The following is a 26334-nucleotide window of genomic DNA, read 5'->3' as shown; positions in this document are numbered from 1 at the left end:
TCAGATCCCCCATTTTGGAATCGGATGGTCGCCCATGGAGATGCAGACGTTCTTCATCTCCGCGAAGACTTCAAAGCTGTACTCGCCGCCTTCGCGCCCGGTGCCGGAGGCCTTCACGCCGCCAAACGGCTGGCGCAGGTCGCGCACGTTCTGGGTATTCACGAACACCATGCCCGCTTCGATACTGCGCGCCAGGCGCAGCACCTTGCTGACGTCCTGGGTCCAGATGTACGACGCCAGGCCGTACTCCACGTCGTTGGCAAGGCGCAGGCCTTCCGCTTCGTCCCTGAACGGCAGCAGGCAGGCCACCGGCCCGAAGATCTCCTCCTGCGCCACGCGCATGCGGTTGTCGACGTCCGCCAGCACGGTCGGACGCAGGAAGTTACCCCCCTTCAGGTGCGCGGGCAGATCGGTCGGCTTGTCCGGGCCGCCCGCCAGCAGGGTCGCGCCCTCCTCAATGCCAAGGCGGATATAGCCGGAGACTTTCTCCCAGTGTGGCTTGCTAATCAGCGCGCCAATCTGGGTGTTGGGATCGGTCGGATCGCCCACGCGCAGGCGGCTGGCGCGCTCGGCGAAGCGCTTCACGAATTCCGGGTAGATACTCTGCTGGATGAAGATGCGCGAGCCCGCGGTGCAGCGCTCGCCGTTGATGGAGAAGATGGTGAACAGGGCGGCGTCCAGCGCGCGCTCGATGTCCGCATCCTCAAAAATCAGCACCGGGGATTTGCCGCCCAGCTCCATGGAGTATTTCTTCAGCCCGGCGTTTTTCATGATGTTGCGCCCGGTGGCGGTGCCGCCGGTGAAGGAGACGGCCCGCACGTCGTGATGGCGCACCAGCGCATCGCCTGCCGTCGCGCCGTAGCCCTGAACCACGTTCAGCACCCCCGCCGGAATGCCCGCCTCCAGCGCCAGCTCGCCCAGACGGTCGGCGGTCAGCGGGGAGAGTTCAGACATCTTCAGCACCGCGGTATTGCCCAGCGCGAGGCAGGGGGCGACCTTCCAGGTGGCGGTCATAAACGGCACGTTCCACGGCGACACCAGCGCGCAGACGCCCACCGGCTGCACGAGGGTGTAGTTAAGCATCTTGTCGTCGACCGGGTAGGTTTTGCCGTTCATCTGCTGGCACACCTCGGCGAAGAACTCGAAGTTGTGCGAGGCGCGGGGGATCAGCACGTTTTTGGTCTGGTGGATCGGCAGGCCGGTATCGGCGGTTTCCATCGCGGCAATGTCCGGCACGTTCTGGTCAATCAGATCGCCCAGGCGACGCATCAGGCGCGCGCGCTCCTTCATCGGCAGGTTGGCCCATTTCGGGAACGCCTCTTTGGCGGCGGCTACGGCCTGATGAACCTCGGCTTCACCGCCGGAGGCCACTTCCGCTAATACCTCGCCGGAGGCCGGATTCGTGGTGTGGAAGTACTCGCTTCCGGCGACGTTTTTACCGTTGATCCAGTGGTTAATCTTTTTCATTTTGTTGTCTCCTCGCTGACAATGCGGTTCACCAGGCGGCCCACGCCCTCCACTTCCACCACCACCTCATCGCCCGGTACCACGTTGGACAGCCCCTTCGGCGTGCCGGTGGCAATCATGTCGCCCGGCTGCAGGGTCATGAAATCGCTCAGGTACGCAATCAGGTACGGGATGCTGAAAATGAGATCTGCGGTGGTGCCTTCCTGACGCAGCTCGCCGTTGACGAAGGTGCGCAGGGTGAGGCTGTGCGGGTCGGGGATCGCCGCTTTCGGCACGATGTTGGGGGAAATGGGCGTCAGCCCGTCGCGGCTTTTTACCCGCAGGTTCGGGCGGTAGTAGTTTTCCAGGTAGTCGCGGATGGCGTAGTCGTTGCAGACCGTATAGCCCGCAACATAGTCCATCGCCTCGGCTTCGCTGACCTTGCGCGCGGTTTTGCCGATGACCACCACCAGCTCCGCTTCGTAATGCATGTATTCAACGCCGTTCGGGCGCACCGAGGTCTGGCTGTCGCCGTTGAAGGTGTTCGGCGCTTTGATAAACACCAGCGGCTCGGTCGGCGGCCTGAAGTCCAGTTCGCTGGCGTGATCGGCATAGTTCAGGCCGAGGGCAAACAGCGTGGGGTGCGGGCGCGCGCTTTGCGCGAGGGCGACGTCGCGTTCATCAACCACCGGGTTTTCCAGCGGCGGGAAACCTTCTGCCAGAATGCGTACCCGATCGCCCGGGCGGATCTCAACGCGGTTTTGCGGGGTGCCGAGCAATATCGCATCCCCGGGGTTCAGGGTGGCAAACTCGCTCAGGGCGCTCAGCAGTTCGGCGGCGCCGCGGTGCAGATCGGCGGTGCTCCAGCGATCCGCTTCACGGCCGTTGATTTCGGTGACGATGGTCAGGTTATCGACGTTGCCGACGGCAGCCAGCTCGCCAGTCGGGCAAAACCCGTCCCGGCATTTGGCCTTGATGGCCGGGCGGTAGAAGCTCTCTTCCGGCAGGCTCACCTCGTTGGCCAGCGCATATCCCGCGATGTACGCTCCGGCATCCTCCACCCGTACCCTGCTGGCGGTTTTACCCACCACCAGCGCGACCGTCGCGCCGCTTAGCACCGTTTCGCCCTGCGGGAAGGGGATCGGTTCGCCTGCGCGGATCGCGGTGTTGTGCGGCTTGATAAACCATACCGCCGTTTGTGGCGGCGCGTTGTAGGGGGCTTTTTCAAAGGCGTCAGCCCAGGCTTCTCGCTGGCTTCGGTGGTTCAGCGCCACGGCAAAAACGGTACCTTTCATTGACATACTCCTCGGGCCGGATGACCGGTTTGGATTTCATTAATATGTTAATGATCTGGTTTTATGCTTTTGCTGTTCGTTTCGCAATCAGAAGTGAATAATTTGTGATATGAATAACAATAAATTTACATATAAGGATTAAAAACTAATAAAATTAATGTGTTAAAAAAATGGCGCTGATTCTGTTAGACTTTTTGACTTAAAACGTGTTGTTTATAAAAACGTCTTTTTTGGATTGTTTACTTGTTAATGATGTGAGGGGAAGGCTATGCATGATTCATTAACCATCGCGCTGCTGCAGGCGCGGGAAGCGGCGATGGGCTACTTCCGCCCGATTGTGAAGCGGCATAACCTGACCGAGCAGCAGTGGCGTATTGTGCGCGTGCTGGCCGAGCATCCCTCCATGGATTTTCACGACCTGGCGTTTCGCACCTGCATTTTGCGCCCGAGCCTGACCGGCATTCTGACGCGCATGGAGCGCGACGGCCTGGTGCTGCGCTTAAAGCCGGTGAACGACCAGCGCAAGCTGTACGTGTCGCTCACCAGAGAGGGTAACGCGCTGTACCAGCGTGCTCAGGCACAGGTGGAAGAGGCGTACCAGCAGATTGAGGCGGAGTATACGCCGGAGAAGATGAAGCAGCTGACGGCGCTGCTGGAGGAGTTTATTGAACTCGGAAACCGGCATATTGCCGCGCGGGACGAAGAGTAAAAACCCTAAATTCCAGGATGATTTTCGTAAAGTTTTCCCTTACCAGGCCGAAAATTCTGTTATCTGTCTGAGGAAAACGAAAACATGTTAAACCGTATCAAGATTGTCACCAGCTTAATGCTGGTTTTAGCGATATTTGGCCTTTTACAACTCACGTCCGGTGGTCTTTTCTTCAATGCCCTGAAGCACGACAAAGAGAATTTCACCATCCTGCAAACCATTCGCCAGCAGCAGTCCACCCTGAACGGCAGCTGGGTGGCGCTGCTGCAAACCCGTAATACCCTGAACCGCGCGGGTATCCGCTACATGATGGATCAGAACAATATCGGCAGCGGCTCAACCGTCGCCGAGCTGATGCAGATTGCCTCCGCGTCTCTGAAGCAGGCGGAAAAAAACTGGGCGGATTACGAAGCGCTGCCGCGCGATCCGCGCCAGAGCGACGCTGCGGCGCTTGAAATTAAACGTAACTACGATATCTACCACGGCGCGCTGGCTGAGCTGATCCAGCTGCTGGGTGCCGGCAAAATCAACGAGTTCTTCGACCAGCCGACCCAGAGCTATCAGGATGGCTTTGAGAAGCAGTACGTCAGCTATCTGCAGCAGAACGACGCGCTGTATCAGACCGCGGTTGAAGACAGCAACAGCTCTTATCACCAGGCTATCTGGGTGCTGATTAGCGTACTGATTGCGGTGCTGGTGGTGATTGTAGCCGTCTGGCTCGGCATTCGTCAGGCGCTCATTTCTCCGATGACCCGTCTGATCGACAGCATTCGCCATATCGCCAGCGGCGACCTGGTGAAGCCCATCGACGTGGAAGGCACCAACGAGATGGGTGAGCTGGCCGACTCCCTGCGCCACATGCAGGGCGAGCTGGTCCGCACCGTGGGCGACGTGCGTAACGGCGCGAACGCCATTTACAGCGGCGCGAGCGAAATCTCGATGGGCAATAACGATCTCTCTTCCCGTACCGAGCAGCAGGCGGCGTCGCTGGAAGAGACCGCAGCCAGCATGGAGCAGCTGACCGCGACCGTGAAGCAAAACGCCGAGAACGCCCGTCAGGCGAGCAACCTGGCGCTGAGCGCATCCGAAACCGCGCAGAAAGGCGGGAAGGTAGTGGATAACGTGGTGCAAACCATGCGTGATATCGCCGGCAGCTCGCAGAAAATCGCCGATATTATCAGCGTGATCGACGGTATTGCCTTCCAGACCAACATCCTGGCGCTGAACGCGGCGGTAGAAGCGGCGCGTGCGGGCGAGCAGGGCCGCGGCTTTGCGGTTGTTGCGGGTGAAGTGCGTAACCTGGCGCAGCGCAGCGCCCAGGCCGCCCGTGAAATCAAGAGCCTGATTGAAGACTCCGTGGGCCGTGTCGAAGTGGGGTCTACGCTGGTGGAAAGCGCCGGTGAAACCATGGGTGAAATCGTGAATGCGGTCACTCGCGTGACGGACATCATGGGCGAGATTGCGTCTGCGTCTGACGAGCAGAGCCGCGGTATCGACCAGGTCGGCCTGGCGGTAGCGGAGATGGATCGCGTGACCCAGCAGAACGCCTCGCTGGTAGAGGAGTCTGCTGCTGCGGCAGCGGCGCTGGAAGAGCAGGCGAGCCGTCTGACGCAGGCCGTGGCGGTGTTCCGCATTCAGCAGGAGCAGCAGAAAGCGCGCGAGTTCGCTTCCGCGAAAAGCGTTGCGGCACCGGTAGTGGCGCGTAAACCGGCTACCGCGGACGCGGGCGATAACTGGGAAACGTTCTGACGCCGCGCGTTACGCCGGTGACGGTTTGAGTGTGCCCGAGGCCCGGTAAGCGCAGCGCTACCGGGCGATATTAGAGAGGCAGGCGCATGGCGCAGCGGTCGTCTGACGCTAACCCGTGCGCGGTCTCTTCTTCCCTTTTCTGGCGCAGCTCTGGCGTCAGCGTCGTCACCCTTTCAAAGCCCAGCCGGGCATAAAATGGCGCATTCCACGGTACCTCGCAAAAGGTTGTTAGCGTCAGCGAACGCAGGCCGAGGCTGCGGGCATGGGCGGCGGCACGAGCGATGAGCTGGCGTCCAGCCCCTTTTCCCTGCCAGTCCAGATCGACCGAAAGTTCCTCAATAAACAGCGACGTTGGATGGGCTTCTGCGAGGATAAAGCCCACGGGGCGATCGTCTGCCAGCGCCAGCCAGCTTAGTCCGCGCGCGACGTAACCGAGGTGCACTTCAACGGAAATAACGTCGCCTTCGGCCAGCCAGGCCAGCGCCGGATAGTCGCGAAAACGCCGGCCCGCCGCGCGCTCGATGGCGGGCAGGGCGGCAACGTCGTTGACAAAAGTGGGGCGAATGCGAATGTTCATGGCTGGAAGTATAGCCTGAGCGGCCGACGCTACACTGAGCAGATCAGCACGGGCGAATAAAAATTGCTAATGACCAGCGCGCCCTGGGGCGTGCGCTCTATCGTCAGGAGCCTTTTTTTCCCCAGCGTCAGGCCGGCGACATACTTTTCAAATACTCCCGGCGGCATGGCGTCATGGCTAAAGCGCTCCACTTTTTGAATGACGATTTCATACAGTTCTCCCTCCACCTGGCGCCACTTAAACATCTCCTGACGAGACACTTCCCAGCTCTGGGGGGCGTTCTCAACGTTACCGTTTAGCGTAATGTAGCCCGTTTTATCGGGTTGAAAACGCATAATAACCTCGCCGTCAAACGTGAAGGCATGGCTGTCACGTTTGTCGGAGAACGTCAGGTTTCCATCGCAGGCCACCGAGAGCGGAGGCGTGTAAAAGTACCACGCCAGCGCGGAGCCCAGAAGCAACAGGTTGAGTACCAGTATTAGCCAAACTTTTTTCTGTCTCATATCACCACTCGTAATAGAAAAGCGTCCGGCAGGCGCTGGCTTTACCCCGGGCAAGGGAGCATTGGGATAGCACCAGCCGCCCTTCGTGACCGTAGAACAGCGTTCTCTGAATGTGCATGTAGAAGATTGAATTTTTCAGGCACGGCAAATGACCGTCTCGCTGAAGGGTTTGCGCCAGCGCAACCGCCCTCCCGTGAAACACGTCTGCCAGCGGCGTAAAGGTGTAGACCGGACACGCGCCGATATGGGTGAGCAAATGGATTTCGCTCTGCGGGGCTTCTGGCTTGACGGCCGTTATCCAGACGCACAGCGCGACGATAGCGAGCGTGAGCGCGCCGCAGAACAGCAGTTCAGGCCGAATGCGACAGGCGGGTTTCGCCGTTTCGGCCGCCGGGGACTCCTCTTCCAGCGCCGTTACCGTGACGTCCGCGCAGAGCATAAAGCCCGTTTTAGGCACCGTAACGATAAACAGCGCGTCGGGAAGCAGGCTGGCCAGCATTTTGCGCAGGATGCTGATGTACTGGTTTAACGAGTTGTTGGATCCCTGAAGCCCGCGCTTATCCCAGACCTCACGGAGAAACGTTTCCCGTTCGATGACGTTACCATGATGCTTTACCAGCAGCTTCAGGATGGTATTGGCCGTACAGGTGAGGAGCTGCGCATCCTCTTCCGGCGCATTAACGGGAGTAACGGTACCGTCCTCGTCGTTGTAAACGAGGGCATCAGCGAGCAGGTATTTCATAATTTGTTGTAATGCAGACAGAGATAATTAATTAAAAAAGAGAAGGCATTACGCCTTCCTAAGCGGAACTGCTGGTTATTTTAGCGCCATTGTTACCGATAACATTGATCCAGACGGTTTTTTGTGTCGTTTAATAAGTCAGCGTAATTATCACGTCGTCAATAAACTCCCCCGTACCGCTCAGGGGCTGGGCCGGTACTTCTCCGTAAACGGTGAAGTTCTGCGTGCCGCCGGCGGGGTTGGTGACCTGCAGCGCATCGCCGCTGCTTTTATCGCCCCAGCGTTGCGTGGCCGCGGCATCCTGCCAGAGCGTATAGCGCAGGCACTGTCCCTCATCGTTGCAAAGCTGCCGCCGATCGCCGCTGGCATGATTGCCTTTTCCCATGGCGAGCGTGAATGCGGTTCCGGCCGGACAGCGCGTGGTGAGGGTTGCCGTGGAGCGCGTCGGGCGCAGCGTGGCGGCGCTGGTTAAGGTGCCGAAGTTGAGCGGGGTGACGCGCTCTATGTAGCACCCTTCGCTGATTTCGGCCTGGGCATTGCTCCCGCCCTGCACCTGTTCCCCCTCCGCGGAGCCGTCTGCACAGCTTTGCAGGGCGTCCCGGCGGGTGGCGCTGTGCCAGGCGATGCGCAGATTCATGTTGTAGTTGTAATAGCGGGTCGCGGGGAGCTGGCTCTGCCCCGCCGGAAGGGTGGCGATAAGCGGAAAGCTGCCGCTGACGCTGGCATTGCTTTGCGCCATGACGGTCTGCTGGATGAGATTTCCGCTGCTGGCGGGACCCAGCTCCTGGGCGCGCGCGATGCCGTTAAGCAGGCGAAACAGCAGCGTATATTGTTTACCGTTCCCGTCGCCCAGCGAGAGCATCTGAAAGGGCGGGGCGTCAATGCTGCTCAGGCAGACGTTGATATACTCTGCCGTGCCGTAGTTGTCGGCCTGACAGCTAAATTTTACCTCGGTGCTGGTCGAGGCAGCGTTGCCCGCCACGACATTGCCAAAGTTGATGACGGCGGGCGAGGTTATCCAGCATGCCGCCGCCATCGCCTTCATGGAAAGCACGGGCAGCAGCAGTAACGACGCTTTTAATGACACGGCTGTTCTCCAATATTCATTACGGTTGACGCGGCGCGCGGGGCCGGAAGCGTGACCCGGCACTCGCCCTCACCGGTTTTCACCACCAGCTCACCGGGCAGGGGCGGATCTTCAAGCCAGATAAACCCGTCGCGTCCCACGATGGTGGCGCCGTGCGGCGTTGACACGACGCTGCCCAGCGGCAGCGGCCGGCGACGCGCGTCCACCAGCCGGGCCTGAACCGTCACGGCGTAATGGACGTTAAAATCGACTTTCACCGCGCTGCCGTTGCCCGGCCTGGCATACATGTCGGTGACGGGCGCGATCGCGTCGGGGGGCAGATCCAGCGGATCGATGGTGACTTTACTGTTGTGATAGCGGGGCAGGTCGGTCAGCAGAAGGTACCCGCGCTCATCGGTTTCGCCTGCCCGGCGGTTTTCCAGCATCACCGGCACGTGGCCGATACCGCGCGTGGAGACCAGCGCCAGTCCCTGCTGGTTGTAGCGCAGCGCGTGCAGGCTGTGGTCCAGCAGCGTTACGCTGCCTTCGGCGGAGGCGTACTGGCTGCCTGTGTTAGCGCCCTGCTCCAGCCCGGCGTGCCACTCTCCGGCGCGGCCAAGGTAGCCCACGTCTGCATACCTTTCCCGATTTTTGCCAAAGCCCTGTCCCAGCTGCCAGGACCAGCCGCCAGCCTGATTGTCTGGCTGATGGCGATAATCCATGCGCGGGGACTCCCGGCTAGCCTGAGCGGAAAGCGTGTCATGATGGCCAAACGGAACGGAGAGCATAAGCTGAACGTTACTCGACGAGTCCGTAAACGAGCGCGTGTAGCTCAGCGTGCTGGAGAGGTGGGCCGGCAGCGAGACGGTCCAGGAAGCGTTGAGGTAGCGCTGGGTATTGCCCTGGAAATGTTGTTGAACCCAGCCCGCACCCAGCGTACCGACGTGGGGAACGGCGTGGCTTACCCAGACGCTATCGCTGCGTCTGACGGGGACGGCACCGCTCATGCGAGCGTTATCGGCGAACGCGGCATCGGTACGAACGGTGCTGGCGGAAATGCCCGTCCCGTTACCGCTCCACTGCCAGCCAAGACCCCACTGCATTCCCTTACCGTAGGGGCTGTCGCTTAGGGCGATGTGCGGGCTGAGGATGCCCGTAGCCGGGGAGATCAGCCAGTCCGCGCCGACTCCCGCGTTACGCAGCTTTCGCTGCTGTTCCGTATGCAGCGCCATCGTTAGCTGGTTATTCACGCCATAACGCCAGCCGGCGTCGAGCATAGGCGAGGCGGCATAGTCATTGGAGCGCAGGGCGTAGTTTTGCCGCATCCAGCCGATATCGAGTGAGCCACTGCTCAGCCCTTCCGCCAGCATTCCCGGCACGCCGTACAGATCGAGCTGGACGGTGCGCCGCTGGCCGTTGATGTCGGTAATGACCACCTGCGCCTGCCCGCTGCCGGTAAAAGAGGGCAGGGTATCCAGCAGAAAATCCCCCGGCGTTACGCGCTGGCTGCTCTGCTTAAGCCCATCGATGTAAAGATCGACCGTTGAGGGCAGGACGGCCGTGTCGCTGTAGCGGCTGCGCGGTTCGGTGTTGAGCTGGGGATTCAGCTCAAAATTACGCGCCCAGTGCAGGCCGCCAAAGCGTACCTGTCGGCTCCAGCGGGTGCCGGTGGTGATACTGTCCCCCAGCGCCAGGCTGGTGAGCGAGTCCGTGTTGTCCCGCTGCCAGCGGGTTTCAAGACGCGTGTGGGCGGGCCGTCCCGCGCTGTTTTCCTCTCCGGCATGGCTGGAAAAGCTGCTGCTGAAGGTGCCGGGCAGCATTCCGGAGGCGGTCAGCATGGTCTGGGCGTTAAGCTGTCGTTTCCCCTCTGACTCGCTGGCATAGAGCGCGTAGCCGAGCGTCAGCGCGCTGATGGGCTGTGCCTCTGGATAGCGGTACGGCGAGGGTGGCCTCCCGAAAGCCAGGTGCTGTTGCCCCGCGAGCGCCTTCGCTCCGGCGGTAATTGACACCTGCTGAGAAAGTAAATCGAGGCTGACCCTGAGATCCGGCAGGGACGTCAGTTCAATCCACTCGTTGTGGTTATCCGGGGCGCGAAGCCCCAGTTTTTGCATGTCGCTGCGGCTAATCCACAACGCGTCACCCGCTACCCGGCAGGCCCACAGCTCGCCACGCGGGGCGTGGTTCACGGTGATGGCCAGCCATTGCACGGTGTCAGCGGTGGATTCAGCCCGGGCTGACAGCATGAGCGGTAGCCAAAGCAGGAGCGCGAGCGGCAAGCGGGCGCAGAGGTATCTGGCTGGCATTGTGATCGTCATTGATGTAGGCGCGTAGCGCGCTGAGCGTATGGCGTGGAGCGTGTCTGAATGTCAGAAGGGCGGTCTGTCCCGGCAGTACGTAGCCCGCCAGGCCTTTAATCGAGGCCACAGCCTGCCCGCTGGCCGTCAGGGCCTGAAGGTGGCTAAGGCGAATATGGCTGTTTCCGGCGTTATAGCAGCGGATAGTCGCCGGGGTATCCGCCTGTTCGCAGCTCAGGGCATCGCGGCTGACGGGCGCTGTCTGGTTTCCGGCAATGAAGACCGGAATTGAGTAGCGCAGCAGGAAATGCACCGCGTTGGGGCTGGCCGCGCGGGCCGCTGCATCCGGCAGCTCATCGATGACCAGCCGGTAGCTTTGCTCCTGTTCATTCAGGCCCGGGCGCATGACGATAATACGCACCAGCTGCTGCTGGCCCGGCGCCAGCGAGGTCATCGCCGGGCTGCTGACCACCTCCTCGGTGGCGGCCAGGACGTCTTTGCCGTTTTTCTGGCTCCACTCGTACACCCGTATCTGCGCATGGATGGCCGATTTCCCGCTGTTAGTGAGGTAAACGGCCGTTGCTCTTTGCCCGCTCTGGAGATCGAGCGTTACAGGGGCGACCTGAAGCGTGGCGGCCAGCGCGTAGCGTGACAGCAGCGCCAGCATCATGAGCCAGATAATGAAGCAGGGAAGATAGCGTCGCACGATCAGTACACCAGGTTTAAGGTGATATCGTCGCTATAGGTGCCCGCCTGCGCGGCCGTCAGGGCGCCTGCATCAATAACACCGTACAGCGTCTCTTCCTGTTTCATACCGTTGCCGGTATCGGTGAGCCCGTCAGTGCCGGTGATTTGCGTCTGTTTGCCCTCGTCAGCAAACAGTTTCCAGGCAATTTTCTGGGCGCCCGTTTCGCCGTTATCCGGCTTCAGCCAGAAGGTGCCGTTTTCGCTGCTATCATTGCTGGTCGCGGAGAGCGTGAACGGCGTACCGTTGGTACAGACGATATCGACCTGGGTTTTGGCCTGTATTTCACTGGTTTCATCCGAACCGTGGCGCGAGAAGTTAAGGTCGTTGGCGTTGAGGGTACAGGATTTAACCACCTCGAGCGAGACGTGCATCGTCGCGCTTGCGGTGCTGTCTGCTGCGATCGCAGCGGCAGGAAGCAGGAGAACCGAACAACATACAACAGTGGGGATAATTCTCATGATCTTATTTCCTAACGTGGTTAACGGTGCAATTACAGAGATGAGAGCTGAGCGTCCAGCAGGCAGAGTTTTCGATGGAATTCCGCCAGGTTCTGGCAGCAAAATTTGTTCATCGCGTTACGCTTGTGGGTGTAAATCGTTTTAGGTGACTTACCAAAGACCTGTGCGATACGAACCGGGCTGAATCCTTTATGAAACAGCATGCAAACCCGCATCTCCTGATACGTGAGCGTGGCGAGGTTTTCGAAAGAGTATGTCGTGTCGCTAAAGCAGCGGCTCAGCTGAGCAAGCGTCAGATTGTCCGCCACCACTCTGACGCGCTCGCCGCGCAGGAAAGCGGTAATCTCATCAACGCGGGCCGCATCGGTAAAGACCAGCCAGTCTGACCCGGCGCGGGTATTCAGGAGGTGCTCCTGCAGGTGCAGAAGCCCTTCGGGATTAACGTCGTTAATCCAGTAAATCTCGGGACGTGGGGCGACGGCGGTAGCGATAATCGACCTGAGCCCAAGGCATAAATAGGCGTTTTCGCTCAGGATGATGACCCGAAAGCCCGCGTTGATAATGCAGGGCGTCATGAGTTGCCCCACAGGTAGCCCTGGCCGTAATCGGCCGCGCTGGCGCGGGCCAGCGCGAAATCACCCGCGGTTTCGATACCCTCTATCAACACCTTACTGGCGAGACGCTTGCACTCGCGGGTGAGGTGCAGAAACTTTTCCTGCTCGACGCGGCCGCTCCAGAAAGTATGCTTGTCAATTTTGACGCCGCAGAAGCGGATCTGGCTGGCAAGCAGAGCCGGAATGAGATCTTCGCAGACGTCGTCAGCCCACACTTCGATACCCCGCTGATGCAGCGTGGCGATGCATACCCGCAGGGCCCGGCTTTTGTCGTCATCAAGCTGTACGATGCGATGAAGATCGGTAACTTCGATAGCAAGCCTCTCCGGGCGGGGCGTTTCTTCTTTCAGCCTGTCGAGGAAGTCCGTTTCCAGCAGCAAATCCGATGTCGCGTTGAGATAATATTTTTTACCTTCTTCGCGCAACATGGCATGACGAAGCTGCGCAAAGAAATGCGCTTTACGCTGCGTCGCGGGCATCGCGCAAAAGTAGTCTTCGAGATTGACGTGAGGCTTGGCCGTGGACAATACCTCCCACGCAATCACTATTTCACTGCGCAGCGCCCGGATGGATTCGAACTTATAGCCGGTTAGCATGATAAAAGTGCGTCACTCCCCGCGGTGTATTAAGGAGCTGCATATTTTATGAATTACGGCTTTGGCGGGATATTTATAAAATAAAAAGGCTTAAATATGGTGTTTTTAGCTAATTTATAAGGTTTTTATAGGATTATTTATTTTCATAAGCGCCCGGCTTTTGGCCGGGCGCTGCATCATTAGCCAGCTTTACTGACGATTTTGATCTCCACCATGCCAATGCCCAGCCTGCGCGGAGAGTGGCCGAGAATATTCCCTTCGTTTGTGGCCTGCGGGTCTGGCGGCACAATGACCAGCGTATTGCTGCGCGAGGGGTTCTCGAAGTGCAGCGTGTGAGTGCTGACCTCGTTCCCAAGCGTCAGCGTCTGCTCCCGATCGCCCACGCGTACCGGTACGGGCTTATTGGCGTTAGGGCCAAATGCCCGGGCGGTGATCACCAGGTCGAATTTCTCCGGCAGCGGCTCGTTATATTCGATTTTCACCTCGTCGCCCAACTGCGCGTTGGACCAGCGCCCCCACGATTCAGGACGTGAAATACCGCTGAACTGCTTCACCTCCTCCGGCGCGCCGGCCACGTTAAAGATGAAGCTGTCCGCTTTGTAACGAATATCGTTGTCGACGACCTTCAGCAGATCGACGTTGCGCTGATAGCGGGCGGTATCAATAACCGTATCCCTGAACGCGGTTTTACCCTGCCACACTGGTTTACTGACGTGTTGTACGGTCTGCTCACCGCCGAGCTGCCCCTGAGAGACGCACCAGTCGGTGGAGAGTGACAGCTGAGGCGACCAGAGCTGCCCCATTTTGTAGCACCTGTCGACCCAGACGAAGTTATCGCGCGGGGCGAAATCCGCCAGCTGGAAGCGCAGTGGCGCAGAGTATTCACTTTCAGGCAGCGGCTCGACGCGCTTGTCTGACACCCGCAGCAGCAGCGGCAGGCGGAAATGGCTGCCGGAAAAGGCGATCGTTTTTTTATCCCGATCGATGGTGAAATCCTTTATCTCTTTCGGGAAGTTCCACAGACGGATGATGTCCGGCTTCCAGGCAAGGATTTTTTCCTTCATGTTGAGGAAGATTTCCGACAGGGATTGCCCCGACAGCGTGCTGCGGCCCAGGCCAATAAAGTTATCGCCGCCCAGAATATCCAGCACCGTCGCGCCGTTGTCCATCGAGTTACGTTTGGTGGCGATAACCTCCTGCCGGGGCTGGTCGCCGCGCAGCACAAAGAACAGGTTGCTGCGATCCCGCTTGCTCAGCTCGTCCCAGGCGCTGTTTTTCATTGCCAGATGGTCTGACGAGACGACGATGACCGTATTTTTGAAGTAAGGCGATGCTTTGATTTTCTCAACGAACGCCGCGATGTGCTCCTGGCTACAGGTCACGGCGCTGAACGAGGTGTTGTTTTTGCCGTCGATGTCGTAGCGCTGACGCTTGCAGGTGCGCGAGACGAAGCCATCCGGGTGGTGCGTGTCGACGGTCAGCGCAAACAGCGAAAAGCGTTTACCGGCGCGGGAAAGCTCCTCGAATTTCTTCCAGGTTTCATCCAGCACGGTGTCGTCGTAAAAGCCCCAGTCGTTGCGGTAAGCCGGATCGGCCACGGTGGTTTTCAGCTCTTCTGAACCATAAAGATGATCGAAACCGTGGGACTTCAGGAACACGTCTTTCCCGGCAAAGCGCAGGTTGGCGCCCTGCATAAAGTAGTTCTCATAGCCCGAGTTTTTCAGGATATCGCCAAGACAAACGTTTTGCGGGAAGAAGCTCGACATCGAGGCGGAGGCGTTTCCTTCAAACGGGGCAAACAGGGGAATGCCGCACTGGGAGGCCACCATCCCGGCAATGGTGTAATCCGTACCGGGCAGCTGCATGGTGTGGCTGAAGTCGAGGCCTTCGTTCTTCAGCGCGCCCAGTTCCGGCGTCAGGTTCGGGAAAGCCTCGTTATCAAAATAGGTGCGCTCCAGGCTCTCGCCATAGATATAGACCAGGTTGAGCCTGGGGTTGTCGATCTTCTTCGAGGGCTCTTTGTAATACGCGGCAAAGTCCGGATCGCCATCGCGCGACTGAGATTTTACCAGCTCGGTAATCTGATGAAACGCCGGGCTGGCGTCGACGGAGGCCAGCGCCAGACACAGCGCCAGCAGGCTGTAGCCATGATGATGTGGACGGTGGCGTCGACGGCGCAGCACCCAGGCCAGCGCGGCGAAGATGCCAACCAGCGCGACCACCAGTCCCAGACCGGGAAGTATGTACTTACCAACGCCCGCGCCGGTCAGGCTGTTGGTGAGGGTGTAGAGCACGGCGTCGTTAATACCGTCGCCGGTAAAGTAATCGCTGGCATATAGCGTAATGTTCAAAATAATAAAAATGCCGAGCACCGCCAGGGTGGCAACAAACCACCAGGTGTGACGACCGGCTTTCCAGGCGTAAACGCCAACCGAAGCCAGAAAAAGGACAAGGGACATTAACTCTGACAACAGCACATCCTCATCATGCCGGACGCTCGGCCGGCTAACTGATTATTTTTTGGGTAAGACAATGTAATTGCGATGTCGTATAGCTGCAATTTTAGTGTCACGAAAGTGTGCTGTTGTTAGGATTTGGTTTATAAAATCGTTTATTTGAAAGCCGTCGCATGGTGGCATACGGATGCTGAGGCGGTGGCGAGGCGTAAAAAGGCGCGCTTCACGCCGCGGTTTCAAACTTACCTGAGAAACCGGGCGTGTAGGGGCCGAAAGGGGGGATCAGGAGAGGAAATTAACGCCCTGTTTCAGCACCAGATCGCAGGCTTTGGTTTTCACCTGTTTCGCCAGAGAGGAGTTGCCCAGGGTGCTGAGGTTAAGCTGCTGGCCGTTTTGCGCGTTCAGCAGGCCCTGAATGCCGTCCATATAGTTGGTGTCCGCCTTCTGCTCCTGGGTGTCCAGGCCAAGCTTACCCAACACCTGATTTTTGATGTTTTCGGTATCGGTTACGGAAGCCAGCTTCTGCTTCGCGCAGTATTCCAGGATACCCGCCGCGTTGTTCATCGTACCGGCGCTCAGGCTCTGGGAGCTGTTACCCAGCAGGCTGGTGAGGGATGACGCGGAAAGGCCGCCCTGGGTGCCGCTGCTCTGTTTGGTTAGCTCACCTGCTGCGCTGGAGAGCGACTCCTGCCATGACGCGGCCTGCGCTGCGCCCGTCACCAGCAGAACGCCAGAAATAACGCTGATTAGTAACTGTTTTTTCATAATGGTTTACCCGAAAAGGTCCGTTTTGAGCCGGAGGGGAGTCCAGTATATACCTCCGCTCCACCGGTATTCCCTGGAAATATCTTAATACTCTTTGCCGGTGACGCGGCTGCGGTAGCTGTCCCAGTCGAAGATGACGTACAGGCTATTGCCCAGCTTCATGCGATCCATAACCCGCTCGCCCAGGAGCCGGGTCATCTCGTCGATATTGTGGTTCGTCAGCATGCCGGTTGGGCGTTTTGACGATGAACGGCGATCGACAATCTGGTTAATGATCACTTTTTCGTAGCGGGATTCCGTCTGGACGCCGATCTCGTCGATGACCAGCAGGTCTACGTTGCTCAGATCGTTCAGCAGCTGTTCTTCACTGGTTTCGCGGTTGCTGAAGGTGTCCTTCATGGCGGACATGATATCGGCCACGGTGATAATCAGCACCGACTTCCCGCGCAGCAGCAGCTCGTTACAGATAGCGGCCGCGAGGTGATTTTTCCCGGTGCCGGGTTTTCCGCTAAAGATGAAGCTGGCGATGTTGCCGTCGAATTCGTCCACGTACTGGCGCGCCTGGCTAAGCGCGTTCATCTGCCCCTGCGACTCAACCTTGTAGTTCTCGAAGGAGCAGTTCTGGTGCAGCGGACGAATGCCCGAGCGGTTAAAGGTGCGCTGCATTTTCATCGCGCGGTTTTCGCGGGCGAGGGCAGCCGCGCGGATTTCACCCTGCTCTTTTTGCCACGCCAGCAGCTCTTCGCCCGTGGTGAAGGCGGGCTTCACGTTGGCTGGCATCATCTTCTGCAAACGCTTCATCAGGTCGCCGACGTTTTTCATTTCGCACCTCGGAATCCATCAGGGATTTTTTTATCCGGTTCTGAAAAGGCATTAATATCACGCTTTGGCTGGCCGTTGCTGCTGGCGCGGTTGATTTGCAGGCTTCGTGCGAGCTTTTGCTGCCACTGAACGTGATGGAATACTTTCCCTTCAGCCTGCCAGTAGGCGGTAAAGGCCGCCAGCTCTTCCGGCGTCGCGGGCTGCGAGAGGGCAATCCCCCAGAGTGCCGCCTGGCGCTGAAAATCGGCGTCCGGCTGCCACCCGGCGTACATGGGGAATTTACCCATCGGAACGGCTACCGGGGTGCTGGTGGGTTCATCAAAAAACTGATTGTCCAGCGTGACGTCACTCGCCGGGCGCGACAGCCGCGCTTCAATATCCAGAAGCTGTGCCAGACGTTCCGGCGTAACCGCGTAAAACGCCGGGGCGTTGTCGGCAAATACCGCGAGCGTGCCGCCTTCGGCGTGCGTCAACACACCGCGAGGATCGCGCATAAAGGCATCAATGCCAGCAATGCTGGTGGTCAGAATTCTGGAGGACATAACACTTTCTCAACTGATTACTACGGGCGTGATTGAGGGTTATGGTAGCACAGAGAGAGGGCAGGAAAGGAGAGGATTTCCCCGGTAGCGCTACGCGCACCGGGGCTACAGTCACGGAGGCTGATTACGCGATGATGTTCAGCGTCACGTCGATATTGCCGCGCGTCGCGTTAGAGTAAGGGCAGACAATGTGCGCTGCATCCACCAGCTTTTTGGCTTCCGCTGCGTCCATCCCCTCAACGTGGATGTTCAGCTTTGCTTCGATACCAAAACCGGTTGGCAGCGGGCCAATGCCGACTTCACCTTCAATAAAGGCGTCTTTTGGCAGCGCGAACTTATCGCGTGCCGCAACGAACTTCATCGCACCCAGGAAGCAGGCGGAGTAGCCCGCGGCGAACAGCTGTTCAGGGTTAGTCACTTCGCCACCCATGCCGCCCATCTCTTTTGGCACGCCCAGCTTGACGTCCAGAACGCCATCGGAAGAAGTGGCGCGGCCGTCGCGGCCCCCGGTTGCTTTGGCTTTGGCAGTGTAGACAACTTTTTCTAAAGACATGGCAGGTTCCTCATCTTGTATTTAAGTGCGCTATTAAATAGCGCGCGATGTTTTAAGGTAAATAAAGACGCATAAAGTATAGCCTTACGCGCGATGCAGCTGCTGGCGAAGCAGTTCGAGCTGTTGCTTGAGCGCCAGCATGGTGTCGGTATCACACTGCGCGGCACAACCCACGGCGTGTGGGATGGCCACGGCCTGCTGTTGCAGCTTGCGGCCCGCGTCGCTCAGGGTCACGGCAACCTGACGTTCATCCTGACGGGAACGCTGGCGGAGGATCAATCCTGCGCTTTCCAGGCGCTTCAGCAGGGGCGTTAGCGTGGCGGAATCCAGAAACAGCCGCTCGCCGATGTCTGACACCGTAATATCATCCTGCTCCCACAGCACCAGCATCACCAGGTATTGCGGGTAGGTCAGGTTCAGCGGTGCCAGCAGCTGCCGGTACAGCTTGTTAAGCGCCAGGTTCGCCGAATAAAGGGCGAAGCAGAGCTGGTTATCCAGCAGTAGCGCGTCGGTGGTGTCGTTCTTTTTTGCGTCCATGTGATGAATATAGATAGTGCGCGATATAATTGCAAGCGATTTTATTAAACGCGTGGACGCTTGCGGTAAAGCCACAGGCCGGGGATCGACAGGCCGATGGAGAGCGCGCCCACGATTGACGAGGCTTTGAGGAAGTTACTCAGCAGCAGGATCATTTGCGGTTCGCTGTAGCCAAAGTGGCTGATTTTTACGGCGGAAATCATCGCGGTATAGGCCGAAATGCCGGGAAACATGGGAATGACTGCCGCCACGGTGAACACTTTCGGGTGTGCCAGATACCAGCGGGACCATTGAATACCAATGCTTCCGACCAGCATGGCGGCGATAAACGTCGACCATTCGATATTAAAGCCAGCGGTCATCATCGCCATACGCGAGCCGTGACCAATGGCGCCGAGCAGCGCGCACCAGGGTAACGCCCGCTGTGGGACGTTAAACACCATCGCAAATCCCGCGGCGGGTAGGGCTGCCAGGAGCATGTCCTGCGCCAGTGCGAGCAGAAAATCAATTACGCCCATCCGCGTAACCCCCACATCGTCATGGCCATTACTACCCCAATACAGGTCGCCAGCGTCAGCAGGCTGGCTATCGCCCAGCGCGCAAGACCGGTGTTGATATGGCCTTTAAACATATCGGCGACGGCGTTGATGAGGGGAAACCCCGGCACCAGCAGCAGCACGCTGGCGGCCATCGCAACCGTAGGCGTGCTGGCGAAGACGGGCTGGCGCAGGAGCAGGCCGGAGACGGTTGTCGCCACAAAGGCCGTTATGCAAAAGTTAATCTGCGGATGCAACTGCCTGTGCGTTAACAGCTGGCGGACATACATCGCGATGCTGCTGGCAAAGAAGGTCACGACGGCGCCGTCCCAGCCGCCGTTATTGAGCTTGCAGAAACAGGCGCAGGAAAGCCCTACCATCAGCACAACCAGCCAGCGCGGGTAGCGAAGCGGCTTGATTTGATTGAAACGTTTTTCAATCTCTTGAAGATCGAGCAGCTTATGTTCGGCGAGGATCACGATGTGCTGCACCTCCGTTACGACGTGCATGTTAATGCCGCGGTCGTGATTCTTACGGGTCGAGGTGAGGCACTGCCCGTCTTTAATGGTGGTCAGCACAATGGCATTTGACGAGATGGAGCTTTCGACGCTGTCCATCCCCAGCGCCAGCCCAAGGCGCGTGGAAAGTTCTTCGACGAGGGCGCTTTCTGCTCCGTGCTGTAAGAGAAAAAGCCCGCACTGTATACATAGCCGCGTGGTAGCCCGCTGCGTAGACCGATCTGCCTGCATGTAATGCCCTGAAGAGAAGAGAGATTGCTTACTTTTAACACAAAGTGCAGGGCCCATTGCGCTGGGCCAGATCAACTTTTATGCGATCGGTGGCGCGGCCAGCGCCGGGAGGGGACAGGCTTGTTATTTGCCTAATGAATATGAAATAAGGATTTATAAAAGCAATATATTAAGTATTTCTAATTTCATATTTTCGATCTTTTAAGGCAACTTCAATTAAATTTCGATAGTCTTTATGCGATATTAAGCCTGTATTGGGCGTTTCTTAACCTATATGACATTTTTATCGTTTACGAGTATTAAGCCGTTTTGTTCTTAGGGATGCAAATATGTTTTATCTCGTAGGGTTAGCTCGTTCTTAAATAATGAATTAATGACATGGAGGGTCTATGTTGCCATTGAATGGTAAACACGGAGTGGTGATTAGTAGAGTACCGGTTATGCAAAATGGGCTGGGTGGCTTAATGGCCCGCCATTTTCCGGAATTTGAGTTGACGTACTGCCGTTCCATGCAGGAGTTAACGCTACTTCAATTGCGTCGTGCTGGGGTTGTGATTGCCGATATTTCAGGGGAGTACCGTAATCCGCGCGGCACGCTTGAGCAATATTATGGATTAATGAATCAATACAGGGATATTCACTGGATTTTCCTCGTCTCTCGTCCTCTTTATCCGCTGGCGGTTGAGCTACTTATGCGTCCGGAAAGCACCTTACTGTCGGATATGGAGCCTATTGAAGGCGTGATTAACGCCATTCGCGCGGGCAGCGAACGCGCTGAGCGAATAAGCCAGACGCTATTAATGCCGGAAAATCCCGATATTGAAGAAGAGAGTGAGCAAATGATTGCGCTCACCCACTCTGAACGCAAGGTTTTGCGTCTGTTAGGCAAGGGCTGGGGAATTAACCAAATTGCGACGCTGCTGAAGAAAAGTAATAAAACGATCAGCGCACAGAAAAACAGTGCCATGCGCCGTTTATCGCTTCGCAGCAATGCCGATATGTACGCCTGGATTAGCAGTACCCAGGGAATGCGAGAACTCAGTTTAATGTCGGCTTATGGAGAGTTTGAGGAATGGAAAAAACCACTGCACCAGGACATATCGCCGTCATCGAAAGCTGCTCAATGAGCGCCGTGGGGCTGAAGCATCTTTTTGCGATGCCGGCCCTGCGCCATTATCAGGTGCACCTGTTTAGCGGATTCGACAGCTTTAAAGCGGCGCTCTCTGATACCTCATTTTTTGCGGTAATCTATTCTTTGTCCGATGCGCGTGAGGAGCGCCGAAACTGTCTGGCCTGCTTGCGTGACCTTACCTTCACTCACGGCGGCGTTCAGCGTATCGTGCTGGTTTCGGATGAGATGGAGGCGAGGCTGGTGAGCCATCTGTCGCCGTCCCAGCTGCATGGGATAATCAGTAAATCGGTTCCGCTGAAGCAGCTGGTTGAGGAGCTTGGGATGCTGCTCAGCGAGACGCATCGGGTGAATGACAATATTTATAATCACTGGTGCGTGAACCAGAACCGCATGCTGAGCCCAACGGAGCGGGCAATACTGCGTTACATGTCGTCTGGCTATTCGATACCTGAAATAGCGGCACAGCTTGAGCGCAATATCAAAACCATCCGCGCGCACAAGTTTAACGCGATGGTAAAGCTGGGCGTCAATTCTGACGTGGGGTTACTGGATGCGGCGGATATCCTCGCGCATCTTCCCGCGCGGGAAGTGCGTCGTTCCGCTCTCACCGTTCCGTCATTCTCGTAGAAACGCGTGATGCGCCAGAGTACTTCTGGCGCAACGTTCAGATACAGACATCCACCCATTTTGCCGCAGTCAGTTCCGCCATCCTGTCGGGCGATATTCGCACCGCACTGTGGATGGCACCCGCTGCGGGTAACACTTCCGCGTACTGTTTTAACGTGATGTCACAATAAACCGAAAGAGGATTCTCTAGTCCGAAAGGGCAGACGCCGCCGACAGGATGGCCCGTCAGGGTAACCACTTCATCACTGCTGAGCATGCGGGCTTTCGCGCCGAATGTCTCTTTGAGCTTTTTGTTATCCAGACGCGCATCCCCTTTGGCGACCACCAGAATCACGTCATTCTTAATTTTCAGCGACAGGGTCTTGGCAATTTGGCCTGGCTCAACGTTGTGCGCTGCCGCAGCCAGCGCAACGGTTGCCGTGCTTTGGTTAAGCTCAATGATCTCTATATCCGGAGCGTTGTCGGCAAAAAACTGCTGTACAGACTGCAAACTCATTGATTCCTCCTGACAAATATCCTGCGTAATCTGTCACAACAAATTAGTCGCTGTAAATATCCCTTAAGTAACAAATATCCGTCAGGGGCGATTTCTGGATCGCCTTCACATTCACGGAAACCGGTTACAGTAACCGGTTGCAGAGCGTGATGCAGAGATTAATACTGAGGGTGTAACTTCCCCTGTATCTAATAATAAGAGCTAATTATGAAACCAATCCGTTTGAGCAGTACCGCTGGTACACGATCCGGCAAGGTTGTGAAGTGGATTTATGGCACAGCGTGTGGCGTGAACACGCCTGAAACGAACGTCTGAAAGGAGATCTGATATGTCTGCCAACCATGCTGCGTTTAATCTGATTTTCCGTTTCGTTGAGAATTACGTCAGTCCGATTGCCGGGCGGATCTCTTCCCAGCGTCATGTTATGGCTATTCGTGACGGATTTATCTCGGCGATGCCGTTCATGATTGTAGGCTCATTCTTGTTAGTGTTTGCTTATCCACCTTTTTCGCCTGATACCACGTGGGGCTTTGCTCGCGCCTGGCTGGATATGGCGAAGCAGTTTGAAGGCCAAATTCTGACGCCGTTTGACATGACGATGGGCGTGATGTCCCTTTATATCTGCGCGGCCATCGCCTATAACCTGGGCAAGCATTACGTTAAAACGCATCAGCTGGATCCGTTTATGTGCGCGATGCTGTCGCTGATGGCGTTTCTGCTGGTGGCAGCCCCTAAAACCAAGGGCACGCTGCCGGTTGATAGCCTCGGCGGAACCGGTATTTTTACCGCGATTCTGGTGGCGATCTACTGCGTTGAGATGATGCGCTTCCTGAAAGCACACAACATCGGGATTCGCCTGCCGGACCAGGTTCCACCGATGATCAAAAACTCGTTTGATCTGCTGATTCCGGTGCTGGTGGTGGTGCTGACGCTCTATCCGCTGAGCCTGCTGATTCAGTCGCAGTTCGGTATGCTGATCCCGCAGGCGATTATGTCGATCTTTAAACCGCTGGTGTCCGCCGCTGACTCTCTGCCTGCGATACTGCTGGCGGTGCTGATTGGGCACCTGCTGTGGTTTGCCGGGATCCACGGCGCCGCGATTGTATCCGGGATGCTGCAAATGTTCTGGCTGACAAATCTGGGGGCTAACCAGACCGCGCTTGCGGCGAGCCTGCCTTTGCCGCACATCTTCATGGAAGCCTTCTGGACGTTCTTTATCGTGATCGGCGGGTCAGGGGCGACGATGGGGCTGGTGTTCTGCTACCTGCGCAGCCGCTCCGCGCACCTGCGCTCGATTGGCCGCCTGAGCGTGGTGCCAAGCATTTTCAACATCAATGAACCGGTCATTTTTGGTACGCCGATTGTGATGAACCCGGTATTCTTCATTCCTTTCCTGCTGGCGCCGATGGTTAACGCCGTGCTGGCGTGGGCGGCGATGAAGTTCGATCTGATTGGCCGCGTGATTTCCGTTGTGCCGTGGACGGCGCCGGCTCCGGTTGGTGCAGCCTGGGCGCTGGGTTGGGATTTCCGTGCCGCTATTCTGGTGCTGGTGCTGGCCTGCGTTTCAGCCATCATCTACTTCCCGTTCTTCAAGGTGTACGAGAAACAGCTCCTCCAGCAGGAAGCGGAAGAAGCACAGCGTAACGCGGAAGAGGAAAATCAGCAGATTGCCTGAGTAAACGCAAAGCGGCAGCGTCGGTTGCCGCTTTCAGCGTTGTTTAACGAGAGGGATTACGCTCCCGCCCGACTATTTCAGCGTGCAGTCGCCGCACTGCTGTACATCCGGCAGGCGATAGCGCTGGCAGCAGGTGCGACGGACCAGAAGCCCCTCGCGCGGGACCACGGTGCGGTAAAGAGGATTATCGCGCCCATCCGAAAGCTGTTTGGCAAAGAAACAGCTCTGGCGCAGCGCCTCCACTTTCTCGTCGCCAAGCAGCGGCTTCATCTCGGTTAAATACCAGTGGATAAGATACCCGGTATTACTCCAGATCAGCTTGCCGTTGATCTCGCCCGTCGCTTCCAGCGCGTCAACGACCGGAACGAGCGCTCTGGCGATCAGCATTTCCATACGCGCCTGCGCGGAAAGGTGAATGGCGCTCGGATCTTCATGGACGTCGATCCAGAAACAGGCGGCGCGCCCGGTTTCATGAAATTCGACGTGAAAATGTTCTGACGACAGGTCGAGCACGGTTTCCTGGGTTAACAATGCCAGCATGACCGGGGGAACCATCAGCCCGATGTACCACTGCGCCCAGAGGGAGAGCAGCGGTTTGTTTTCCCGCGCAAGCGTCGGTTGATTACGGTAAATATGGTCGGAATAGGTTGCCAGCAGCGAGCGAAGCTCTGCAGGGCGCTGCCACTGCGCCAGCGTCAGCGCATGGTGTGGAGGCGCTTCATCCAGCTTGATGAAATCCAGCAGGTGGGCGCGGGTAACGGCAATTTTTTCGCGTATGGCTTCCGCAAGCGTTGTCTCCCCGGCGGAGAGCGGCGCTCGCCAGAGTAAGGGCTCAACGATGTGTGCGGTACGAGTAGCCATAGTGTGGATTACAAATCTAAATGATAATGATTGCCAATCCTAACTATAGATAAAACCGAGCGCAAGACTTTTATCCTGGCTCTGTGAACGCGCCGTCAGGCGGTGTGCAGCTCCTCGCTCAGCAATATGCTGTTGCGTCCCATATGCTTGGCTTCGTAGAGGGCTTTATCCGCCTTCGCCAGCGCCCCTTCAACGTCTTCGCCTTCAAACATGGCGATGCCGATACTGATGGTCACGTTGGTGGCGACGCTTTCATTAAACATGTGCGGGATCTTAAGGTCGTACACCTTCTGCCGGATGCGTTCCGCCGTCTGCCGCGCTTGCTCAATCGGGATATTACTGAGCAGCACCATAAATTCTTCTCCACCGAAGCGGGCGACAATATCGCGTGAACGCACGGCGTCGCGGATCGCAGCCGAGACCCTGATCAAGGCCTGATCGCCCATCATATGGCCGTAATGGTCGTTGTAGGCTTTGAAGTGGTCGATATCCATCAGCAGCACAAAGTGCTCGCCGCTGTCCGGGGTGGGAAGATTCTCCAGCCGGCTTTGCAGCCCGCGGCGGTTATACAGGCCGGTGAGCGGATCCATCATGCTGAGATCGGTCAGGGTTTCGCGCTCCTCCAGCAGTTCGGAGAGGAGTTCCTGGGCGAAACGGTCGTTGCGCCGCTGAAGAACGTGATGAATGCCGATGGCCACCACCGGCAGGGCGAAAGAATACGCCATTCTCAGCCAGTATTCGGAATCGCTAAGCCACAGGCAGGCAATAAAAGCGGGAAATGAATGGAGCGTAAATGCCTTGATATTACTGGCAAACGCCAGAGACCCTATAAAAAGCACCGTTAATAGGGCCATCATTAAAAAATTCGCGTGATCGTGCGTAATTAACGAAAATTTAGAGACGATCTGCCAGGCCCATAAAAACCCGAAAATACCTGAAACAACAGGGATATTTATTTTTCGCGCGCAGTTTTTCCAGTGCCAGATAAGTAAGCCTGAGCTGAAAATAAATACCGCAAACAGGGGAACGGATAACACGCGAACGGAATACAGCGGGTTTGTTACCGAGAACAGGGCGGATGCGGCATTCAGAAATAAGAACAAACGTAAAGATAACTGATATTTCTTATCGACTAAAGACCGCCAGGTTTGTGATGTCATATGCGTGCGTTTTTATTAAAACTCAATTAAAACAAGAAGCAAGGTGTTGTTATGTAATATTAGATGCAACTCAATTGAATTTTTATTATCAGAAAAACTTTATGAGAAGTTAACAGGTGGGCAATTTATCACCTTACACATTCTCTGTCATTATAGGAAAGCAAATTGTCGGTGCTATTTCTTGCTTCGCATGCTGACAATTGATAATTACTATCATATGATATTGGTTATCATTATCGATGCGAGAGGTTAAACCATGTTGAGCAAAGCGCTGGGAAGTGGGTGGGGTATTTTGCTGCCCGGCTCCATCATCGGTGGCCTGACGTTCGCCGATCTCCCCATTGATGTATGGAAAGCAATGATTGTTTCAGGACTGCTGGTGACGTCCGCGATGATATGGCACAAGCAGTTACGGCATTACGTGCTGCTGCCGTCATGCGTTGCGCTGGTCAGTGCAATACTGGTGATTATGATGAGTTTGAAATAAAAGGGAAAATCAGAGGTGCTGCTGAAGGGAGGTAAGATAATTGGTGCGAGGGGGGGGACTTGAACCCCCACGTCCGTAAGGACACTAACACCTGAAGCTAGCGCGTCTACCAATTCCGCCACCTTCGCATACCATCGAT

At 57.0% G+C, this 26334-nt stretch carries 28 protein-coding genes and 1 tRNA gene; 6 read left to right on the top strand and 23 right to left on the bottom strand.

The genetic code is table 11. The features are described 5' to 3' along the window. On the bottom strand, nt 1-1467 hold the full coding sequence (hpaE, locus tag IM304_RS06510) for a 5-carboxymethyl-2-hydroxymuconate semialdehyde dehydrogenase (RefSeq protein WP_176608784.1): 1467 nt from the start codon (nt 1465-1467) through the stop codon (nt 1-3). Then, nucleotides 1464-2741 (bottom strand): 4-hydroxyphenylacetate degradation bifunctional isomerase/decarboxylase, encoded by a 1278-nt coding sequence (gene hpaG, locus IM304_RS06505; protein ID WP_193354787.1) that lies wholly within the window; start codon nt 2739-2741, stop codon nt 1464-1466. The genes hpaE and hpaG overlap by 4 nt, the downstream gene beginning before the upstream one ends. Nucleotides 2742-3009: 268 nt before the next feature. On the opposite strand from hpaG, the gene hpaR reads away from it, so the two are divergent. Next, nucleotides 3010-3450, top strand: a complete 441-nt coding sequence (hpaR, locus tag IM304_RS06500; RefSeq protein ID WP_148422030.1) for a homoprotocatechuate degradation operon regulator HpaR — start codon at nt 3010-3012, stop codon at nt 3448-3450. A gap of 84 nt (nt 3451-3534) precedes the next feature. Beyond that, entirely contained in the window at nt 3535-5199 is a 1665-nt protein-coding gene (gene tsr / locus IM304_RS06495; protein ID WP_193354786.1) for a methyl-accepting chemotaxis protein, read from the top strand. A gap of 70 nt (nt 5200-5269) precedes the next feature. Here tsr and IM304_RS06490 read toward each other — a convergent pair whose 3' ends face one another. The 17 genes from IM304_RS06490 to IM304_RS06410 form a co-directional block, all read right to left on the bottom strand. Next, entirely contained in the window at nt 5270-5776 is a 507-nt protein-coding gene (locus IM304_RS06490; RefSeq protein WP_176608781.1) for a GNAT family N-acetyltransferase, read from the bottom strand. Between the two features lie 29 nt (nt 5777-5805). Beyond that, on the bottom strand, nt 5806-6279 hold the full coding sequence (locus IM304_RS06485) for a hypothetical protein (protein WP_148422025.1): 474 nt from the start codon (nt 6277-6279) through the stop codon (nt 5806-5808). A 1-nt stretch (nt 6280) separates the two neighbouring features. Beyond that, nucleotides 6281-7021 carry a winged helix-turn-helix domain-containing protein gene (locus IM304_RS06480; RefSeq protein WP_193354785.1) on the bottom strand — a complete coding sequence of 247 codons (741 nt, stop codon included), beginning with the start codon at nt 7019-7021 and terminating at the stop codon, nt 6281-6283. Between the two features lie 130 nt (nt 7022-7151). Further along, a complete protein-coding gene (locus tag IM304_RS06475) occupies nt 7152-8108 on the bottom strand; it encodes a spore coat U domain-containing protein (RefSeq protein ID WP_193354784.1) in 957 nt (318 codons plus the stop codon). Then, nucleotides 8099-10390: a fimbria/pilus outer membrane usher protein gene (locus IM304_RS06470; RefSeq protein WP_227009527.1), complete on the bottom strand. Its 2292-nt coding sequence runs from the start codon at nt 10388-10390 to the stop codon at nt 8099-8101. The genes IM304_RS06475 and IM304_RS06470 overlap by 10 nt, the downstream gene beginning before the upstream one ends. Beyond that, a complete protein-coding gene (locus IM304_RS06465) occupies nt 10311-11087 on the bottom strand; it encodes a molecular chaperone (protein ID WP_148422020.1) in 777 nt (258 codons plus the stop codon). The genes IM304_RS06470 and IM304_RS06465 overlap by 80 nt, the downstream gene beginning before the upstream one ends. Nucleotides 11088-11089: 2 nt before the next feature. Continuing rightward, on the bottom strand, nt 11090-11587 hold the full coding sequence (locus tag IM304_RS06460) for a spore coat protein U domain-containing protein (RefSeq protein ID WP_148422018.1): 498 nt from the start codon (nt 11585-11587) through the stop codon (nt 11090-11092). 32 nt (nt 11588-11619) lie between these two features. Next, nucleotides 11620-12162, bottom strand: coding sequence for a LuxR C-terminal-related transcriptional regulator (locus IM304_RS06455; protein WP_193354783.1), 543 nt, complete (start codon nt 12160-12162; stop codon nt 11620-11622). Continuing rightward, nucleotides 12159-12797 carry an EAL domain-containing protein gene (locus IM304_RS06450; protein WP_193354782.1) on the bottom strand — a complete coding sequence of 213 codons (639 nt, stop codon included), beginning with the start codon at nt 12795-12797 and terminating at the stop codon, nt 12159-12161. The genes IM304_RS06455 and IM304_RS06450 overlap by 4 nt, the downstream gene beginning before the upstream one ends. A gap of 179 nt (nt 12798-12976) precedes the next feature. Beyond that, nucleotides 12977-15268 (bottom strand): phosphatidylglycerol--membrane-oligosaccharide glycerophosphotransferase, encoded by a 2292-nt coding sequence (gene opgB / locus IM304_RS06445; protein ID WP_193354781.1) that lies wholly within the window; start codon nt 15266-15268, stop codon nt 12977-12979. A 267-nt stretch (nt 15269-15535) separates the two neighbouring features. Further along, the gene (locus tag IM304_RS06440; RefSeq protein ID WP_193354780.1) at nt 15536-16018 is read right to left on the bottom strand and encodes a DUF2501 domain-containing protein; all 483 of its coding nucleotides are present in this window, start codon (nt 16016-16018) and stop codon (nt 15536-15538) included. Nucleotides 16019-16102: 84 nt separating this feature from the next. Beyond that, nucleotides 16103-16840: a DNA replication protein DnaC gene (gene dnaC, locus IM304_RS06435; RefSeq protein ID WP_148422010.1), complete on the bottom strand. Its 738-nt coding sequence runs from the start codon at nt 16838-16840 to the stop codon at nt 16103-16105. Then, entirely contained in the window at nt 16837-17382 is a 546-nt protein-coding gene (dnaT, locus tag IM304_RS06430; RefSeq protein ID WP_193354779.1) for a primosomal protein DnaT, read from the bottom strand. The genes dnaC and dnaT overlap by 4 nt, the downstream gene beginning before the upstream one ends. A gap of 124 nt (nt 17383-17506) precedes the next feature. Continuing rightward, entirely contained in the window at nt 17507-17935 is a 429-nt protein-coding gene (locus IM304_RS06425; RefSeq protein ID WP_003856578.1) for an organic hydroperoxide resistance protein, read from the bottom strand. Between the two features lie 84 nt (nt 17936-18019). Further along, a complete protein-coding gene (locus IM304_RS06420; protein WP_193354778.1) occupies nt 18020-18472 on the bottom strand; it encodes a MarR family winged helix-turn-helix transcriptional regulator in 453 nt (150 codons plus the stop codon). A gap of 44 nt (nt 18473-18516) precedes the next feature. Beyond that, complete coding sequence (locus tag IM304_RS06415; protein WP_176608772.1) at nt 18517-18990, bottom strand: threonine/serine exporter; 474 nt, start codon at nt 18988-18990, stop codon at nt 18517-18519. Then, complete coding sequence (locus IM304_RS06410) at nt 18981-19757, bottom strand: threonine/serine exporter ThrE family protein (RefSeq protein WP_193354777.1); 777 nt, start codon at nt 19755-19757, stop codon at nt 18981-18983. Before IM304_RS06410 ends, IM304_RS06415 begins: the two co-directional genes overlap by 10 nt. 389 nt (nt 19758-20146) lie before the next feature. Between IM304_RS06410 and IM304_RS06405 the strand changes: the two genes are divergently transcribed. Both IM304_RS06405 and bglJ read left to right on the top strand, forming a co-directional pair. Next, nucleotides 20147-20884 (top strand): LuxR C-terminal-related transcriptional regulator, encoded by a 738-nt coding sequence (locus IM304_RS06405; protein WP_148422001.1) that lies wholly within the window; start codon nt 20147-20149, stop codon nt 20882-20884. After that, nucleotides 20881-21516, top strand: coding sequence for a DNA-binding transcriptional activator BglJ (bglJ, locus tag IM304_RS06400; protein ID WP_193354892.1), 636 nt, complete (start codon nt 20881-20883; stop codon nt 21514-21516). Before IM304_RS06405 ends, bglJ begins: the two co-directional genes overlap by 4 nt. A gap of 37 nt (nt 21517-21553) precedes the next feature. Here the strand turns inward: bglJ and IM304_RS06395 are convergent, their stop codons facing one another. Beyond that, nucleotides 21554-22012 carry a YbaK/EbsC family protein gene (locus IM304_RS06395; RefSeq protein WP_148421999.1) on the bottom strand — a complete coding sequence of 153 codons (459 nt, stop codon included), beginning with the start codon at nt 22010-22012 and terminating at the stop codon, nt 21554-21556. 328 nt (nt 22013-22340) lie between these two features. Between IM304_RS06395 and IM304_RS06390 the strand changes: the two genes are divergently transcribed. Further along, complete coding sequence (locus IM304_RS06390; RefSeq protein ID WP_148421998.1) at nt 22341-23687, top strand: PTS sugar transporter subunit IIC; 1347 nt, start codon at nt 22341-22343, stop codon at nt 23685-23687. Nucleotides 23688-23759: 72 nt separating this feature from the next. On the opposite strand, the gene fhuF is transcribed toward IM304_RS06390, so the two are convergent. Both fhuF and IM304_RS06380 read right to left on the bottom strand, forming a co-directional pair. Continuing rightward, complete coding sequence (gene fhuF, locus IM304_RS06385) at nt 23760-24548, bottom strand: siderophore-iron reductase FhuF (RefSeq protein ID WP_193354776.1); 789 nt, start codon at nt 24546-24548, stop codon at nt 23760-23762. Nucleotides 24549-24643: 95 nt separating this feature from the next. Further along, nucleotides 24644-25708 carry a GGDEF domain-containing protein gene (locus tag IM304_RS06380; RefSeq protein WP_193354775.1) on the bottom strand — a complete coding sequence of 355 codons (1065 nt, stop codon included), beginning with the start codon at nt 25706-25708 and terminating at the stop codon, nt 24644-24646. Nucleotides 25709-25964: 256 nt separating this feature from the next. Between IM304_RS06380 and IM304_RS06375 the strand changes: the two genes are divergently transcribed. Continuing rightward, on the top strand, nt 25965-26195 hold the full coding sequence (locus IM304_RS06375; RefSeq protein WP_176608767.1) for a DUF1435 domain-containing protein: 231 nt from the start codon (nt 25965-25967) through the stop codon (nt 26193-26195). A 41-nt stretch (nt 26196-26236) separates the two neighbouring features. Here IM304_RS06375 and IM304_RS06370 read toward each other — a convergent pair. Next, nucleotides 26237-26323: transfer RNA gene (locus IM304_RS06370), tRNA-Leu, on the bottom strand. Nucleotides 26324-26334: the final 11 nt, after the last annotated feature.

It is taken from the genome of Enterobacter cloacae complex sp. P40C2, from assembly GCF_014930695.1.
GTDB classification, from domain to species: domain Bacteria; phylum Pseudomonadota; class Gammaproteobacteria; order Enterobacterales; family Enterobacteriaceae; genus Enterobacter; species Enterobacter pasteurii.
Note: the sequence above shows the minus strand (reverse complement) of the source record. Positions and strands in the feature narration are given on the sequence as shown.